We start from the raw sequence: 13,326 nt of genomic DNA, 5'->3' as shown, positions 1-13,326 counted from the left end.
CGCGGTCTTTCTGGCGAGTGGCATTCCTGCCTGGTGGTTCGCCCATGAACGGCGTCGTCGAGTCCGTTACGGCCGGCATTTCCGCCATGTTCGTCGGCATGCTCTCGTCCATGCATTTCAACATCCGCCCCGTTCGCCAGCATGTCCTGGCTCTGGCCGGCGCAGGGCTAGCCGCCGGCATTGGAGCGACGGGAGCCTTGTCGCAGGCGCAACTCCCCGATTCCTTTTTCGCTGATCGCCCGGCCTTTTCCCGGCCGGAGCAGCCGGCCAAGCCGGCGACCTGCGACGATGTCGCCGCCCAGCTTCCGGATTCGGTTCCTCGCGATTCGCGTGTCGATATGGCCATTGCCGGTCCCGTGACACTGATTCAGACCGATGGAGCACTCTGGTATGTCGCGGTCTGTGCCGATCCGGGCGTGCGCGTGCTCTGCGTGACCTACAGCGCGAATGAACTGAAGCTCGGCGACAAAGTGGTCCTGCGTGGCGGATATAGCCGTCAGAATCCCCGCCATGTCCTCCTCGACCCCTGTCTGGCCTCGCCCGAATAGCGCGGCGTCGAGCGCAGGATTGTCCGTGCGCGGTCAGATATTTTTCCACTGCTCCGCTTTGTTCGGCAGACACGCTTGACACTTCCGGCCGGGGGCCATAATCCACACCTCGCTGACGGCCACCGCGCCCCAGCCGCCCTGCGCGGGCGTAGCTCAGTTGGTTAGAGTGCCGGCCTGTCACGCCGGAGGTCGCGGGTTCGAGCCCCGTCGCCCGCGCCATGTATCTCTCTGAAGATACTGAATTTTCTCATCTCACAAAATCTCCCAAGGTCCTGAATTCGGAATCGCCTGACCGGCAATTTCGGAATTATGAGCCGCTTTCGTTCGCGGCCCGAGCTCGTCGCCCCTTCCTCCGAGCCTCTGGAACTTTAGCTGCCGTGGCGATCTGCGCGGGCGTGTAGGTGCGTTGCAAAGCCTTCGATTCGGCGATGGTGTTGCCCATGACATCGGACAGTGCCTTCGGGTCGACTTCGCCGGCCGAAGCCTCCAGCGCACCCGAACGACGGATGTCCATCAGCGTGCGCGGATCGTTCGGGAACACCAGCTTGCGGATGTCCCGGAAGTCCTCCGCCAGACTGTTCTTCCGGTAGTCCGAATCGCGCCGCGTCCTGAAGATCGGCCGTTCGAGGTCGACGACCTTCCGATCCTTGAGATAGGCGTCGACGACCTTCGCGGCGCGTCGCGTCAGGGGAGCGTAGGCGAGGGCGTTCGTCTTGCCCCTGGTAATGGCAAAGGCCTCCAGGTTGCCATGGCGGATGCGCTGGGCAGGCTTGAGCATCCGGGCGTCGACCGGCGACATCATCCCGTCCCACATCACAGCGAGGATCGCGGCCAGGCCCTTGAAGCCCTCCCGCCAGGCTCGCTTGCCGATGCGAGCGATCTCCCACTGCTGCCATTCTAGCGACCGCGGCGCCGGCTCGGTATTCCTCACGCCGAAGGACGGGTCGTTGTCGGCATCGCAGTATTTCAGTGCGGCCATGACCTGCCAGAGGGCGCGCCAGATCTTGATGCAGCGATGCGCCTCGCGCTGGGAAACGTGCTTCTCGATCTGAGCGCGCCAGGCACTGATATCGATCAGCGTAATGGTGCTCGGCTTCACGTCGCCGAACACGGGCGAGAGACGAACCCAGACACGATCCCACTCTTCACGGGTTCGCGGCTGCTTCTTCGTCCACTCGACGGTACGGCGGTAAGCCTCCCAAGCTTCGCCGACGGTGCCCTTCGGCCATTTCGGCCGATTGTCCTGTTCGTCGCCGGCGCCTCCTCGGCGGGCCTGCCACATGGCGTTGTAGAGCCGAGCGGCAGCCATGCGGGCTTGTTCGCCGGCTGGACCAAGCGGGCGCGCGGCGAAGCCCGCAGGCACCTTGCCCCGCGGCTCCCAGTACGCCCGCCCCTTGCGCTCGTAGTAGTAGGGGATCTTCAACGACTTACCGCCCGGCCTTGGCATTGGCGAACATCCCCTTGATCCTGTCGGACACGACGTTCCGGGCGTCCTGAGCGCCCGGCTGGTGACCAATCAGGTCGAAGAGGGACGGATGACGCAAGCGCCGCCACTGAACGACGGCATCTAGGTCGATCATCCCGGTCGTGGCGTCTGGCTGCGGGAAGCCGCGCGCGACGAGGGCGGCGAGCTTTGCGCGCATGTCAGCCTCGCTGATGTTCATCAGCCGGCCGGCATCGGCCAGAGTGCCGTCGCCGAGGATCTCGCTGACGAGCATGTGGCGAGCGCGCGCCATCGTCAGGCCCTCCTCAGCGCATTGCCGGAGGTGACCATCGTGAAGCCATCCTCAAACAGGAGGCCGACAGAGTTCATCGTGCCGCGGGCGAAGACGCGGCAGCGCTGGCCTTTCCGGCCGCAGCGATCCCAGCGGTAGAGATAGACGCGGGATTTCCCAGTTGGGCTGCCGGCGCGCCTAGGCAGGCTGATAGGGCTTAATGAGCCCAACGCCGGCAGCAGCCGCTCCGACCGAGGGGAACCGACGGGAGCGGCGAGCGCAAGCTGGAAGAAATTCGAGAGCAGCGCGTCCTTCATTTGCAGGAGATCTCCTTGCCGGGCCTCGCCTTTGCTCGCAGTGCGGCGCGGCTGGCGATCTCAGCGCGCACGCCACGAAGGCGCTTCCACTCGGCTTGAGCGGCGTCGGCACGGTTGACCGTCTCACGCTCGCTGGCGGTCAGGTGCTCGCGCCAAGTCGGTTCCGGGCGGGGCTTGAACTTGCTCATGCGGCCTCCCGATCGTTCTTGCGCAGCCAGCCGCCCGAATGGCGGCCTTCGTGGCCGATGCGCCAGATGAAGAAGCTGAAATCCTTGGTGCCGCCTCCGGGCTTTTCACCGGCGAGGATCACCGGGCCGGGCGGCATCGAAGGGCGAGGGCAGAGGTCGAGCACTTCCGCCAGCGGTGTCGTCTCCAACCAGCGCGATCGCTCGTCGCCGTGGCGCCAGGTGGTCGGCAGCAAGAGGGCGACAACCTTGCGGGCGCGCTGGAGAGCGAGACGGGCGAATGCCTCCGCGTGCTTGAACGGCGGGTTCGAGACGATGGCATCGGGCTCGGCCCAGATGCGGCTATTCTTCTCGGTGGGCCAAGCGCCACTGATGAAGTCGGCAACGCGATAGATGCCGAGGTGTGGCTGATCGCGCCAGCGCGGAGCGATATCCGAGCCGCCGGCGCGGAAGCCGGCCACCGCGGCGCTGTGAACGATCCGGCCCAGCCCGCAGGCCGGGTCGAGCACCGTCTTGCACCCCTCCAGAGCGCCCGATGCGAACAAGCGCTCCGAGACCCAGCGGTCCTCGACATACCAATCGTCAGGATGACGGTCCCAGATGTGGCTCTTGCGCTCGCGGGCCAGGGCATCGGTCACGACTTAGGCCTCCGCCAACTGGACGGACTTGTGCCCTTCCATCCACGCGGCAGCCTCAGCCTCTCGCCCCTCAGCGCGGTACTCGCCGGGCATGGCACGCGTACCGAGACCGGCTTCTTTCGCCTCGCGACCGCGACGGCTGGCGAGATCGGTCGAGGTCGGCTGATCCCCGGGGAAGCGATCATCGTCGTCCGGACGGCCACCTTGGCCAGCGTCGTGTTCCTGTCCCTGCTCGATCCGCCCGGTCGTCACGTTGTTCGGCTCGCTCTCAATGACGTCGCCAACACCCGCATCATGTGCGATTGCAGGCGCTCCGAGAGGCACCGTGTTGGCCAGCGCATCAAGCTTACCGGCAAGCGAACGAGGCGCGTTCCGCTGGGCGTCGGCCTTCGCACCTTCGAAATCGTACAGCGCGTCGTCGCGACGAATGACGTCGTCAAGGTCAGTGCTCATCGGCAAGCGCTTGGCCAGCCGACGCAGCACCGTCTTGCGCGCCATTTCGCCCCACCATTGAGTCCAGGGGCCGGAATTCCTCGCCTTGCTGACGGCGCGGATCTTCTCGACCTCGCCGACGGTCATGACCTCGCGATAGGTGCCGCCGTCCTTCGTCTTGGCGACGGCGTAGACTATGCGCGGCTTGCCGGGGTCGCCATCGAGAAAAGGCTCGTGCTCGATCGTCTCATCGTCGCCGAGCCGATAGAAGAACTTGTCCTTTTCGTGGGCGACGTAGGCCGAGATGCTGAGGAGCTCGCCGCTGTTGCGAACCTTCTTCAGGATGCCGGCGATCATCGGCATCCACTGGACTTTCTGGCCGTAGATGACGAGCGCGCCATCGCGACCGTCCGGGAGCAGGCCGTCCTGGGCCGCCTTGAGCGATGCCTCGAGCAGGCTGGCGCGGTCTGCGCGCAGGAGGTCGGGGTTCGATCCGACCGCGGTCATGACAACGCGCGCGAAGCGCTCGACAGGGATGTGCGCGGGCAGGGCAAGCTTGAACTGTCCCTCCATACGCTCGACATCGCTGCGCGCGGCCGCCAACGGGCTGAGCGTCTTGTTCTGGGTCTGCGGGGCTACGGCGTTCACGCGGCCTCTCCTTCGATGCTGAACTTCGGATAGGTGTAGGTGCTGGCCGGCGACGGCTTGCGGTTCACGCGGATCGTCTTGACCCGCACGACGCGGCCGTCAGCGGCGCGGCCCACAGCGGCGGTACCGAGTTTGGCAAGGAGCTCGACCTCGAGCACCCTGCGCTTCTTCTCGGCGTCGGCGCCGGCCTTCTCGACGGCCTTCAACTCGGCGCGCTCATCAAGGATTGCCGGGACACGGTTGTCGGCCGACCAGTCCACCTCGGCTCCTTCGTCGCCGGCGTAGGTGCTGCGGACGAGATCGCCGTCCCGCGCAAAGTCGGGCTCGGGCGGGGAGCGTTCTTCGACCCGGCGCCAGAACTCGCCGACCTCCTCGACCAGCCGCGCCCAGACCCCATCATGGATCGGGATGTCGAAGAGCTTCAGCTCAGTGTTGATCCCGCCGATCATCAGCGCGACGCAGGCCCAGGACGCACCAGTCAGCTTGGCCTCGACAATCGCCTGGATGGCGATCCACGCGGGGATCTCGACCTCGCCGTCCTCGTTCACCCACTTCTTGCGGAAGATCAGCCCATCGGTGGTCTTCACCTGGATGATGCCGAGGCCGGGCAGGTCGGGGCGCGACGCGAAAACGTCGGGCGTCGCGCCGATGCGGGCGGCCGGCAGTCGGTAATAGGCGTTGTTCGCCGCGAAGACGTTCCAGTCCGGCTTGAGCAGCCGCACCATCTCGATCGCAGTCTTCTCGAACAGCGTCCCCCGCAGGATTGGCGGCAGGACGATCGAGTCCTCGGTCACCGTCGGAGTGACCTCCTCCTGCGGCGGGGCGAGCCCGGCCTTCTCCAGATAGAGGCCGTAACGGGTCGCGTACTGGTGCTCTTGGAACAGGGCGCCGGCGACCGAGGCGGTGATGTCCTGCCCGCGCAGGCCCATCCACTGCTCGCGGTTCTCGATAGCGATGCGCTGGACGTCCGTTGGCAGCAGCGTGAGGGCGAGCGCCTCGGGAGACAGTTTGAGATCCTGATTCATGTGGTGATCCACCAGAAGCGCGCGGCGAGGGCCGGCAGGATGGCGACGAGGAGATAGGCGGCGGCCGCGTCAGCGACCTTGTCGACGGGCCAGGCGACCGGGATGATGCCGTCGTGGGTGACGCGCTCGTCGACCTCGACGGTGAAAACCTCGCGGCGCTTAGAACCGAGGCGGTTGAGGTGGTCGCAGACGCGCTGGGCGGCAGCCGGGTCGAGGTAGTGCTCGATGTGCCCCATCCGGCCGGCGTGGACCGCATAGGCGATCTCGCGCGCCTCTGCCTGGTCGAAGGCTGGGACGTGGTATGTGATGGTCACGACTGGCCCTCCGCTTTCGCGAGAGCAGCCACCCAGTCACGGATCGCCTGGCATTCGGCTGGATTGGCGCCGGCCGCGCGATAGACCTCCGCCAGCTTCACGGCGAGGTGCTTCCCCGCGAGCGCGAGAGTCATCTTCTCGAACGACAGGCGCTCGATCCGGTCGAGCGAGCTTTCGGTGATCGCGACGCTTGCCATCACCGCACCTCGAGGCCGCGGGCGATGTCCTTGCCGAGCTGGTGCTGGTGATCGTTGTAGGCCGCGCGGTCCGCATCCGCGATCTCATCATTGACGTGGTCTGAGATCGCGTGAGTGGCGCGGTCGTGCGCCTCAGCGGCTTTGACCACCATCTCGTAGAGGACGTCGCCGGCGAGCAGCTTGTGCTTCGTGTTGATGGTCGTGAAGCGCGGGCCGGGCGTGGCGACGTCGAGCCAAATGCTCTCGATCGTCCATGTGCCGTCAGGGCGGGCATTCAGGTCGATGTCCCCGTTGAACTCGACCCGGGCATTCTTCACGGCGGGGAGGAGGTTCATCTCCTCGGCCTGGTAGGTGAAAGCGTACATGGCGATCCCCATCGGCGGGTTGCTGATGGAGATCAACATAGAAATGAACACGATCTATGTCAACATGGATTATGTGAACATTCGGCAATCGCGCGCCGGGAGCCTGCCGATGGCTTGCGGTTCGGGGCTGGACTCTTCGCTCGACCTGAGTCGTAAATGAGAACTTAAAGAGAACAAAAGGCAGGGCTGGCTATGAGTATGGGTTGGTCGAACCGGCGCGTTCCAGCGCCCCCGCTGGGTGAACTGGACGCCCTTGAGGTCATGTGCTCGCCCTGCGGAAGGGGCAAATCGATCGAGGGGACGGAGCTTGCAAACCTCCGAGAGCGCGGCATCGAGCGAGTCGACGACCTGAGGGGAAAGCTGCTCTGCAAGAGCTGCGGCGAGCGGCATCAATTGACGCTCATGCCGGTTTTCCGGCGGCCGACTTTCCGCGCTGAGCAGGTTTGCGCGGCGTAGCGCTGGAGATTCGTCGTTAGCCTTGAGTCTGGCTCGACGGGACGAGGGGGCGCTATGGGCGCCCCTCTCCACGGTCACGGCCAGGATCGTCCGGAAGCGTCGCGGACAGGTCTATGAACTGGATATAGGTTATATACCTACCTCGCGCGGGAGCGTGTCGCGCGAATCCTGCGCGCGCGGTTAGGCTACGCGCGCGTGCCGAGCCTCAGATTTTGCCGAGCCCGAAACGGATAATCGCGAAGCTGGCTCCCATGATCGCGAGGATCATCCCGAGGAGCTGCCACGTCGTTGGCATTGCTGAAATGCGGCCTTTGACTTCTGCGACATCTTTGCCGAGAGCGTCGAGCTTGGTGTCGATCTTGTCGAGCCGCTTCTCTATTCCTGATACGCGCGCTTCCATGTCTCCAGATGTGCCACCGCCGCCTCCTCCTTTCAAGGTGGGCGCGCGCCCGCCGGTGTCCTGCTTGCCCCCTTGGATCAACTGAAATTCGAGACCCATTACTTCTTCCTCGCCCATTTCGCGACGACTGAAACGTCGTGAAGGTTAGTCAGTCCGCAGTTGGTGCAGGTCATGGAGAAGAATTGGCGGGAGTTTATTTGGTGGTCGTAAGGGCCCGGCTCGGAATAAATTACCTCCCAATTGGGGTTCCTACAAAGCTTGCACGGTTGGTCGAGCTTCTTGGCATCAACGAACCGAGTTACATCGTTGCTCATTGGGTCACCTTGGCAATCATGCGGACCGGAGCGATCCATCCGTTGTCGATCTTCATCCGCCCCAAAGCTCTTCGGTCGGTATGACCCTGAAGGTCCGCAAAATCTCGTCGTGTCCGAACTCGAGGAAGCCTTCGGGATTGAACTGCTGAACCCTGATCTTCCTGGCGTCGCGGCCGACGAGCATCTTGACGTAGGCCTTGCCCGGGCGGCCCTCGTCGCTTGGGTGGAGTTCGATGACGACGAAGTCTTCGATGGCTGGTCGCTTGGTGTCGACGTAGATTCGCTCGCCATCGCGGAACTTCGGCCACATCGAGTGATTGGCCACGCGCAACGCGAATACGCCCTTGCGATCTACGAGTCCCGGCGGCCGCACGACGCGATCGATCACCTGGCCGTTGAATTCGAACGCGCTCTCGTCGCCTTCGATGCTGGCTATCCCGAGACCGAGCTCCTCCACATCCCTGATGCGAGGCACCCAAGGCTCGCGAGCGGGCCCCTCCATAACGACATTTGGTTCAGTCTGAGGTGGCGGGTTGGGGGATGGTTGTGCGCCGACAGGTGCGTCAGCCTCGGTGCGCCGGGGGGATCCCAGGGGCGGTAGATCGAACGGTAAAGACTCAATCCCTTGCCCGGTGAGGAGCCATCCGGGGGTCGTCTTGAATGCGTTCGCATACTCGATCGCCGCATCGGGTCCGAACTCGTTTTGGCCGTTCTCGTGTGCGCCATAAGTGGACACAGTCCACCCAAAGCGCACGGCCGCGCTGCGCGCTGACTTGAAGCCCGCTTTGGCGCGCGCCTTGCGCAATCTGCTGCCCATCTCTTCCATGGGCAGGTTATCACACGTTGTGTGAACAGAGATCATGTTGACATGATCAACACGATCCGTGTACATCTGCAGCATGCGATCTGTTCCAGACATTTTCGACGCGTTGGGTGGGCCCGCTGCGGTCAGCCGAGCTCTTTCGATTGGTGGCTCTACCGCATCCGAAATGAAGAGGCGGGGGTCGATCCCACCCGAGTACTGGGCCGAGCTTGTGGAAGCCGCGAGAGCCTCCGGCCGAGATGACATCTCGTTCGAGACGCTCGCTCTGATCCACGCCCGGGCGAAGGGCCGTGATCGCGGCGCCGATGAGGCCGCCTGATGATCCCAACTCGCCCCCCGAACGCAACGCCACGCAACTCACTGCCCGAGAGATAGGGCCAGGCGGGCAGGGCACGCACCGAGATTTTCACCGCTTCCGTCTCCCCATTCGAAAGCCCGCCCATGACTGAGATGACGCCCAGGGAGAAACGGATCCACGCCGCGCTTCGCGAACTGATCGCGGAAGCCGGCGGGTGCGGAGAGGCTGCCGGTGCCATTGGCTTGAAGAAGGCTCAGCTGGGCCGGATGCATGTCGATCCGCCCGAGGCATTCATGAACGTCTTCCAGCTTTCGAAGCTCGAGGCGTTCGTCGGCAAGCCGATTGTGACGCAGGCGATGGCGGCAATGCTCGGCTTCGACATCGCGCCCCAGGAGCAGGTGGCCGGCAAGGCCCTCTGCGTCCACGCGTCGATCAGCGGCGTGATGGGCGAGGCAACGCAGCTCGCCAAGACGTACGCCGAACTCGTCGCAGACGGCATCAGCCCGACCGACGCCACTCTCATCGAGAACGAACTTCGCGATGCCGCGCGCGCCGTTGAGCACGCCCGGCAGGCGTGTGCTGCCATCCGAGCCAAGAGGATCGCCTGACATGAGCAATGGATTCGACTCCGCAGTCCTGAAGCGCTTTGTGACCGACATCGAGCGGCACCACGAGACGATCGCCTCCTACAAGGGCGAGCACGCGCAGCGCGTAAAGAGCGTCCAGGAGTTGATCACCGAGGTCTTCGATCGAGCGAAGGACGCCGGAATTCCTCGGAAGGAATTGAAGACGGTCATCAAGGAGCGCCGCCTCCTGGTCCAGATCGAGAACCTCCGCGAGGAGCTCGAGGAGGACCAGCAGGAGACGCTCGATCAGATCAAGCATGCCCTCGGCATGATCTCGGATTTGCCGTTGGGCGAAGCAGCCCTCAAGCGTTCAGACGCGATCGACAGCCTCACCGACGATGACGACGAGGATGGAGCCGCAGGCAAGGCCAACGCTGCCGCGCTGCGCGGCGGCATTGCGCCGCTGAACTGAGGAGGGCGCGATGCGGCAGTTCCTCGTCGACCTCGTTCCCGATCCGGGCGCCGTGATCTTCCTGGCGATCGGCGGGCTGATCTTTTTCGGTCTCTACCGGATGCTGACCCATGTCGAGGTGCCGGGCCTCGTCGATGAACACGACGAATTTTTACCGCGCCCGCGGTTCGATCCGGAGCATGACGCTCGTCGGAGGCAGGTCTGATGCCTGCCGCCAAGTTCCAATGGACCGATGAAGCGGTCGCCGCGATGAAGCGACTGCGCGCGGGAGGCAAGTCCTTCACCGAAGTGGCTCTCGCGATCGGCTGCCCCTCGCGCAGTGCCGTGATTGGCAAGGCTCATCGGCTCGGCATGGAGCGGATCCCGGTCGCGAAGCGCGAGAGCAAGGCCGCGAGCATCCCGAAACCCAAGGCACCCAAGCCAGAGCGCCTCCCGCGGGCGCCGAAGCAAGCGCGATTGATGCCGGCCGGCGGACTTCCAAAGGATCCGGAGAAGCGTCGCGAGGTCTTCCAGGGGATCGCAGACAGGGCGCTTGGCAGGTTCGACGAGACGGTCGCGGCCTCCCGCCCGGACTCCGATGCCGGCGTTCTCTTCATGGAGCGCGGCCGGTTCCAGTGCGCGATGCCGATGCCAGGCTGGGACGCCGCCTCGATCCACGACAAGCGCGTCTGCGGCGCGGCCGTCGCGATGGGCACGTCTTATTGCCCTGCCTGCGTGCGGATCGTCTACGCCCCTCCGGCCCTGCGGGAATTCAAGGATCGCAACCTCAGGAGCGCGGCATGAGCGAGGAAACCCTCCACACGGCGGCGCGCCGCGTGATGCGCAATCTCCGGATCGATGAGACGAAGGGCGGGGGGATGCTGTCGATCGAAACGCTCCACTCCATGTCGATCCTCGACATCCAGATCGAGAAGGAAAACGCGCGGCAGAAGCTGATCCGTGACCGGGAGGCCGATGCCCGATGACCATTCAGCCCAGCCCCTACGAGCTCCTCCGCGCGATTCAGGACCAGCAGCGCGCAACGGATCGGCTCGTGCACATCCTCCTTGGCATGCTCGACCAGAGCGCGCCCGATCCCTTCTTGAGCAGCGGGCCGGCACCTGCCCGAACGCCGCGCCGCCTCACTGACACGGCCGCGCGCCCCGGCGCCGTCGTCGAGATCGATGGCATCGAGGTGCACACCACCCAGCGCCGAGCCAATCTGCTGGCGTCCGTTATGGCCGCCCCGCAGACACTGGATGCGATGGCGCGGGCCGGTGTTTCGCCGACCGTTGCCGGCACGAAGGCCCAGATCAGAGACACTAACGCCGACCTGGAGCGAGCCGGCGTCACTCGCCGCGTTCGCATGCAAGCCATCGCGCCGCAGCGTCGTGGCGCCAAAGGTGGGCGCGAGCCTGCGCTCTATGCGCTTCTCGACCCGAAAGACACGGAGATCGTCGCCCCCGGCAGTCTCCCCGCAGCGCAGAGCGAAGCGGCGGCCAGTGAAAGTCTGGAACAAGGACCGGATGCATGCGTGGGCGGGGGCGACGTTCGGCATGTCCCCACGCAATCCGGTCAATTCGTCGCGCCGGCCGGCGAGGGGGAGGGCGTGCTAGCGCCCGTCGATCCCTTGCCGGCGGCGGACGCGACGTTGCCGACGCCGCTGCAACAACCGCAACCGGAAAGCACGCCTTCGGCCGCCCTTTTCGATGCGATGGGAATCGTCGCGATCGACACGCACGCTCACATCATCCGTGGGCCCAAGGGCGACTGGCAGGCGACCGCGCCTGTCGCGCGAACCATCGCCCGCATGAACGCAGATGGGCTGTTCGGTCTCGATGTCCTTCTCAAGGCCGGGCCCTGGCCGGGCGCCGATGCCTTCCGCACGCGACTGACCGGCATCAGGGCCGGGCTCTCGGGCATCGGAGTCGATTTGATTGAGGTACCCCAGATCGGATTTCGAATCCGCTTGCAGGAGACCGCTTGATGCTGCGCGGTCTCTTCTACGGAGCGCCGATCTCGCTTGTGCTGTGGGCGGGGATCATATCAGCCGCACGATGGGTGCTCGCATGACCGCGCCCCTGATACTCGCACTCGACATCAGCAAGTCGAACACCGGCGTGGCCTACGGGCGCGTCGGCGAGGCGCCGCGCTTCCTTTCGATCAAGGGCGCCGACATCGATAACACCGCGGCCATGATGAAGCTCGGTCACTGGCTGATCGACTGGACCAAGGTGGAGAAGCCGGACTGGCTCTATTTCGAGGCCGGGATCAATCCGGGCGCCTTCGTGGGCGAATACGACGAGGAACGCGGCAAGGTCCGCATGACCTCCAATCCGCAGACCACGATCACGCTGTCCAAGATGATCGGCGTTGTCGAGTTCGTCGGCGGTATGCGGCACATCCCGACACGCACGGCGAACGTCCAGACAGCTCGAAAGGCCTTCCTTGGTAAGGGGAGGCCGCAAAACCCGAAGAAGCACGCACGAGCGCTTTGCGATCTCCTTGGCTGGCCGGCCAAGAACGGCGACGAAGCCGACGCTGCGGCCGTTTGGTACTGGGCCGCCCTGCAGGTTGCTCCGCGCGCGGCCATGCTGGTCACCCCCATGCAGCAGCAGAAGATCATCAGCCAGATGGACTCGGCCATGGCGGGACGGGAGGCGCTCGCATGATCGACGCACTCCGCGATGTCCAGACCCTGCGCGGCGGCGAGTTCATGGCCGCCTGCATCGATGCGGTCGAGCAGGAGGCGGTGACAATCCGCAGGCGCGAGGAGATCGCGGCCACTCGCGGCCAGGCGATCGAGCTCGACAACATGCGCCGTGCCGCACTGTTGGCCGCTGCTGCAGACATGCTGAGCGCGATCCGACTCGACGGCGAGAAATCTGCCGCAGCCGGTCGGGCACCGGTCAACGCGATCATCGCCGCCGTTACAGCTGGCAAGCAGACGTTTCAACAGATCGACCGCGGGCTCCCGCAGGAGGAGGCGGCATGAACAAGATGATCGTCGGCGCGCGAACCCGCGCCACGCAGATCGGTCTGCTTGCCCGCGAGGGCAAATCCAGCCGGGAGATTGCCGAGATTCTCGGCATCAGCCGGCAGCGCGTCTGCCTGATCGCACAGCGTTTTGAAATTCCGCTCGCTCGTTCGGGCAGCCGTCACTTTGGGCTCTACGTCACCGACCGCCGGGCGCGCTTGATCCAGCAGCTTGCGCGCGAAGCCGGCGTCAGTCCGGCCACCATGATCGAGCGGATGCTCCGCGTCGTCGCCGATGATGGCGTCGACCATGCTCGGCGCCGCCTCGGCAAGCTCGCGCTACGTTCGGAGACCCGGGCATGAGCCATGATCCCGATATCGAGGCCTGGATCGACCAGGCTCGCTCCGCCGACATCCTCGAGATCGCGACGCAGATCGGTGCCCAGCTAAAGCGCTCCGGCTCCGAGTGGGTTGGGCCATGTCCGCGGTGCAACGGCACCGACCGCTTTGCCGTCAACGCGATCGAGCAGGTCTTCAACTGCCGCGGAGCCGTTGGCGGCGACGTGATCAAAATGGTCGAGCATGCGGCCAACCCGAGCGCCGATACGCCCTTCTTCGAAGCTGTCGAGATCATCAACGGCTGCCCGGCTCCTCGGCG

At 65.0% G+C, this 13,326-nt stretch carries 24 protein-coding genes, 1 tRNA gene and 1 pseudogene; 14 read left to right on the top strand and 12 right to left on the bottom strand.

The features are described from left to right. The first annotated feature begins 44 nt into the window (after positions 1-44). Positions 45-548, top strand: a complete 504-nt coding sequence (locus tag VGN82_RS14470) for a hypothetical protein (protein WP_327527721.1) — start codon at positions 45-47, stop codon at positions 546-548. A gap of 142 nt (positions 549-690) precedes the next feature. Further along, positions 691-767: transfer RNA gene (locus VGN82_RS14465), tRNA-Asp, on the top strand. A gap of 88 nt (positions 768-855) precedes the next feature. On the opposite strand, the gene VGN82_RS14460 is transcribed toward VGN82_RS14465, so the two are convergent. The 10 genes from VGN82_RS14460 to VGN82_RS14415 are packed head-to-tail and all read right to left on the bottom strand — an operon-like array spanning position 856 to position 6,396. Then, a complete protein-coding gene (locus tag VGN82_RS14460) occupies positions 856-2,064 on the bottom strand; it encodes a site-specific integrase (RefSeq protein ID WP_327527720.1) in 1,209 nt (402 codons plus the stop codon). Continuing rightward, complete coding sequence (locus VGN82_RS14455; RefSeq protein WP_327527719.1) at positions 1,976-2,266, bottom strand: hypothetical protein; 291 nt, start codon at positions 2,264-2,266, stop codon at positions 1,976-1,978. The genes VGN82_RS14460 and VGN82_RS14455 overlap by 89 nt, the downstream gene beginning before the upstream one ends. Positions 2,267-2,286: 20 nt before the next feature. Next, positions 2,287-2,580, bottom strand: coding sequence for a hypothetical protein (locus tag VGN82_RS14450; protein WP_327527718.1), 294 nt, complete (start codon positions 2,578-2,580; stop codon positions 2,287-2,289). After that, positions 2,577-2,768: a hypothetical protein gene (locus tag VGN82_RS14445; protein WP_327527717.1), complete on the bottom strand. Its 192-nt coding sequence runs from the start codon at positions 2,766-2,768 to the stop codon at positions 2,577-2,579. Before VGN82_RS14445 ends, VGN82_RS14450 begins: the two co-directional genes overlap by 4 nt. Further along, positions 2,765-3,403 carry a TRM11 family methyltransferase gene (locus VGN82_RS14440; protein WP_327527716.1) on the bottom strand — a complete coding sequence of 213 codons (639 nt, stop codon included), beginning with the start codon at positions 3,401-3,403 and terminating at the stop codon, positions 2,765-2,767. The genes VGN82_RS14445 and VGN82_RS14440 overlap by 4 nt, the downstream gene beginning before the upstream one ends. A 3-nt stretch (positions 3,404-3,406) precedes the next feature. Further along, complete coding sequence (locus tag VGN82_RS14435) at positions 3,407-4,483, bottom strand: recombinase RecT (protein WP_327527715.1); 1,077 nt, start codon at positions 4,481-4,483, stop codon at positions 3,407-3,409. Continuing rightward, complete coding sequence (locus tag VGN82_RS14430; protein ID WP_327527714.1) at positions 4,480-5,508, bottom strand: YqaJ viral recombinase family nuclease; 1,029 nt, start codon at positions 5,506-5,508, stop codon at positions 4,480-4,482. The genes VGN82_RS14435 and VGN82_RS14430 overlap by 4 nt, the downstream gene beginning before the upstream one ends. Further along, complete coding sequence (locus tag VGN82_RS14425; RefSeq protein WP_327527713.1) at positions 5,505-5,822, bottom strand: hypothetical protein; 318 nt, start codon at positions 5,820-5,822, stop codon at positions 5,505-5,507. The genes VGN82_RS14430 and VGN82_RS14425 overlap by 4 nt, the downstream gene beginning before the upstream one ends. After that, positions 5,819-6,019: a hypothetical protein gene (locus VGN82_RS14420; protein ID WP_327527712.1), complete on the bottom strand. Its 201-nt coding sequence runs from the start codon at positions 6,017-6,019 to the stop codon at positions 5,819-5,821. The genes VGN82_RS14425 and VGN82_RS14420 overlap by 4 nt, the downstream gene beginning before the upstream one ends. After that, positions 6,019-6,396 (bottom strand): hypothetical protein, encoded by a 378-nt coding sequence (locus VGN82_RS14415; RefSeq protein WP_327527711.1) that lies wholly within the window; start codon positions 6,394-6,396, stop codon positions 6,019-6,021. The genes VGN82_RS14420 and VGN82_RS14415 overlap by 1 nt, the downstream gene beginning before the upstream one ends. Between VGN82_RS14415 and VGN82_RS14410 the strand changes: the two genes are divergently transcribed. Further along, a complete protein-coding gene (locus tag VGN82_RS14410) occupies positions 6,383-6,544 on the top strand; it encodes a hypothetical protein (RefSeq protein ID WP_327527710.1) in 162 nt (53 codons plus the stop codon). The two genes, VGN82_RS14415 and VGN82_RS14410, sit on opposite strands and share 14 nt — an antisense overlap. A 501-nt stretch (positions 6,545-7,045) precedes the next feature. On the opposite strand, the gene VGN82_RS14405 is transcribed toward VGN82_RS14410, so the two are convergent. Together VGN82_RS14405 and VGN82_RS14400 are read right to left on the bottom strand one after the other, a co-directional pair. Then, positions 7,046-7,339 (bottom strand): hypothetical protein, encoded by a 294-nt coding sequence (locus VGN82_RS14405; protein WP_327527709.1) that lies wholly within the window; start codon positions 7,337-7,339, stop codon positions 7,046-7,048. A gap of 267 nt (positions 7,340-7,606) precedes the next feature. Next, positions 7,607-8,455 carry an XRE family transcriptional regulator gene (locus tag VGN82_RS14400; RefSeq protein ID WP_327527708.1) on the bottom strand — a complete coding sequence of 283 codons (849 nt, stop codon included), beginning with the start codon at positions 8,453-8,455 and terminating at the stop codon, positions 7,607-7,609. On the opposite strand from VGN82_RS14400, the gene VGN82_RS26475 reads away from it, so the two are divergent. The 11 genes and pseudogenes from VGN82_RS26475 to VGN82_RS26470 all read left to right on the top strand — a co-directional run. Beyond that, on the top strand, positions 8,454-8,696 hold the full coding sequence (locus VGN82_RS26475) for a carph-isopro domain-containing protein (RefSeq protein ID WP_414644299.1): 243 nt from the start codon (positions 8,454-8,456) through the stop codon (positions 8,694-8,696). The two genes, VGN82_RS14400 and VGN82_RS26475, sit on opposite strands and share 2 nt — an antisense overlap. Before the next feature lie 122 nt (positions 8,697-8,818). Continuing rightward, a complete protein-coding gene (locus tag VGN82_RS14395; RefSeq protein ID WP_327527707.1) occupies positions 8,819-9,283 on the top strand; it encodes a hypothetical protein in 465 nt (154 codons plus the stop codon). 1 nt (position 9,284) lies between these two features. Further along, positions 9,285-9,713: a hypothetical protein gene (locus VGN82_RS14390; RefSeq protein WP_327527706.1), complete on the top strand. Its 429-nt coding sequence runs from the start codon at positions 9,285-9,287 to the stop codon at positions 9,711-9,713. A gap of 10 nt (positions 9,714-9,723) precedes the next feature. Then, positions 9,724-9,918: a hypothetical protein gene (locus tag VGN82_RS14385; RefSeq protein ID WP_327527705.1), complete on the top strand. Its 195-nt coding sequence runs from the start codon at positions 9,724-9,726 to the stop codon at positions 9,916-9,918. Then, a complete protein-coding gene (locus tag VGN82_RS14380; protein ID WP_327527704.1) occupies positions 9,918-10,496 on the top strand; it encodes a GcrA family cell cycle regulator in 579 nt (192 codons plus the stop codon). Before VGN82_RS14385 ends, VGN82_RS14380 begins: the two co-directional genes overlap by 1 nt. Beyond that, complete coding sequence (locus tag VGN82_RS14375) at positions 10,493-10,678, top strand: hypothetical protein (RefSeq protein ID WP_327527703.1); 186 nt, start codon at positions 10,493-10,495, stop codon at positions 10,676-10,678. Before VGN82_RS14380 ends, VGN82_RS14375 begins: the two co-directional genes overlap by 4 nt. Continuing rightward, a complete protein-coding gene (locus VGN82_RS14370; RefSeq protein ID WP_327527702.1) occupies positions 10,675-11,679 on the top strand; it encodes a hypothetical protein in 1,005 nt (334 codons plus the stop codon). Before VGN82_RS14375 ends, VGN82_RS14370 begins: the two co-directional genes overlap by 4 nt. An 82-nt stretch (positions 11,680-11,761) precedes the next feature. Then, positions 11,762-12,364, top strand: a complete 603-nt coding sequence (locus tag VGN82_RS14365; RefSeq protein WP_327527701.1) for a hypothetical protein — start codon at positions 11,762-11,764, stop codon at positions 12,362-12,364. Next, positions 12,361-12,687, top strand: a complete 327-nt coding sequence (locus VGN82_RS14360; protein WP_327527700.1) for a hypothetical protein — start codon at positions 12,361-12,363, stop codon at positions 12,685-12,687. The genes VGN82_RS14365 and VGN82_RS14360 overlap by 4 nt, the downstream gene beginning before the upstream one ends. Then, a complete protein-coding gene (locus tag VGN82_RS14355; protein ID WP_327527699.1) occupies positions 12,684-13,031 on the top strand; it encodes a helix-turn-helix domain-containing protein in 348 nt (115 codons plus the stop codon). The genes VGN82_RS14360 and VGN82_RS14355 overlap by 4 nt, the downstream gene beginning before the upstream one ends. Then, positions 13,028-13,252: pseudogene (locus tag VGN82_RS26470) on the top strand (CHC2 zinc finger domain-containing protein); the annotation flags it as partial. The gene VGN82_RS14355 and the pseudogene VGN82_RS26470, both read left to right, overlap by 4 nt. Positions 13,253-13,326 lie beyond the last annotated feature (74 nt).

The sequence above is a fragment of the Allobosea sp. genome (genome assembly GCF_035999205.1).
GTDB lineage: Bacteria > Pseudomonadota > Alphaproteobacteria > Rhizobiales > Beijerinckiaceae > Allobosea.
Note: the sequence above shows the minus strand (reverse complement) of the source record. Positions and strands in the feature narration are given on the sequence as shown.

Bases quoted from the DNA above. Each gene is read 5' to 3' on its own strand.
- VGN82_RS14355 (WP_327527699.1), top strand. From the start codon at position 12,684: ATGAACAAGATGATCGTCGGCGCGCGAACCCGCGCCACGCAGATCGGT.
- VGN82_RS14370 (WP_327527702.1), top strand. From the start codon at position 10,675: ATGACCATTCAGCCCAGCCCCTACGAGCTCCTCCGCGCGATTCAGGAC.
- VGN82_RS14470 (WP_327527721.1), top strand. From the start codon at position 45: ATGAACGGCGTCGTCGAGTCCGTTACGGCCGGCATTTCCGCCATGTTC.
- VGN82_RS14380 (WP_327527704.1), top strand. From the start codon at position 9,918: ATGCCTGCCGCCAAGTTCCAATGGACCGATGAAGCGGTCGCCGCGATG.
- VGN82_RS14365 (WP_327527701.1), top strand. From the start codon at position 11,762: ATGACCGCGCCCCTGATACTCGCACTCGACATCAGCAAGTCGAACACC.
- VGN82_RS14450 (WP_327527718.1), bottom strand. From the start codon at position 2,580: ATGAAGGACGCGCTGCTCTCGAATTTCTTCCAGCTTGCGCTCGCCGCT.
- VGN82_RS14395 (WP_327527707.1), top strand. From the start codon at position 8,819: ATGACTGAGATGACGCCCAGGGAGAAACGGATCCACGCCGCGCTTCGC.
- VGN82_RS14455 (WP_327527719.1), bottom strand. From the start codon at position 2,266: ATGCTCGTCAGCGAGATCCTCGGCGACGGCACTCTGGCCGATGCCGGC.
- VGN82_RS14390 (WP_327527706.1), top strand. From the start codon at position 9,285: ATGAGCAATGGATTCGACTCCGCAGTCCTGAAGCGCTTTGTGACCGAC.
- VGN82_RS14375 (WP_327527703.1), top strand. From the start codon at position 10,493: ATGAGCGAGGAAACCCTCCACACGGCGGCGCGCCGCGTGATGCGCAAT.
- VGN82_RS14400 (WP_327527708.1), bottom strand. From the start codon at position 8,455: ATGCTGCAGATGTACACGGATCGTGTTGATCATGTCAACATGATCTCT.
- VGN82_RS14415 (WP_327527711.1), bottom strand. From the start codon at position 6,396: ATGGGGATCGCCATGTACGCTTTCACCTACCAGGCCGAGGAGATGAAC.
- VGN82_RS14410 (WP_327527710.1), top strand. From the start codon at position 6,383: ATGGCGATCCCCATCGGCGGGTTGCTGATGGAGATCAACATAGAAATG.
- VGN82_RS26475 (WP_414644299.1), top strand. From the start codon at position 8,454: ATGCGATCTGTTCCAGACATTTTCGACGCGTTGGGTGGGCCCGCTGCG.
- VGN82_RS14445 (WP_327527717.1), bottom strand. From the start codon at position 2,768: ATGAGCAAGTTCAAGCCCCGCCCGGAACCGACTTGGCGCGAGCACCTG.
- VGN82_RS14360 (WP_327527700.1), top strand. From the start codon at position 12,361: ATGATCGACGCACTCCGCGATGTCCAGACCCTGCGCGGCGGCGAGTTC.
- VGN82_RS14405 (WP_327527709.1), bottom strand. From the start codon at position 7,339: ATGGGTCTCGAATTTCAGTTGATCCAAGGGGGCAAGCAGGACACCGGC.
- VGN82_RS14385 (WP_327527705.1), top strand. From the start codon at position 9,724: ATGCGGCAGTTCCTCGTCGACCTCGTTCCCGATCCGGGCGCCGTGATC.
- VGN82_RS14420 (WP_327527712.1), bottom strand. From the start codon at position 6,019: ATGGCAAGCGTCGCGATCACCGAAAGCTCGCTCGACCGGATCGAGCGC.
- VGN82_RS14430 (WP_327527714.1), bottom strand. From the start codon at position 5,508: ATGAATCAGGATCTCAAACTGTCTCCCGAGGCGCTCGCCCTCACGCTG.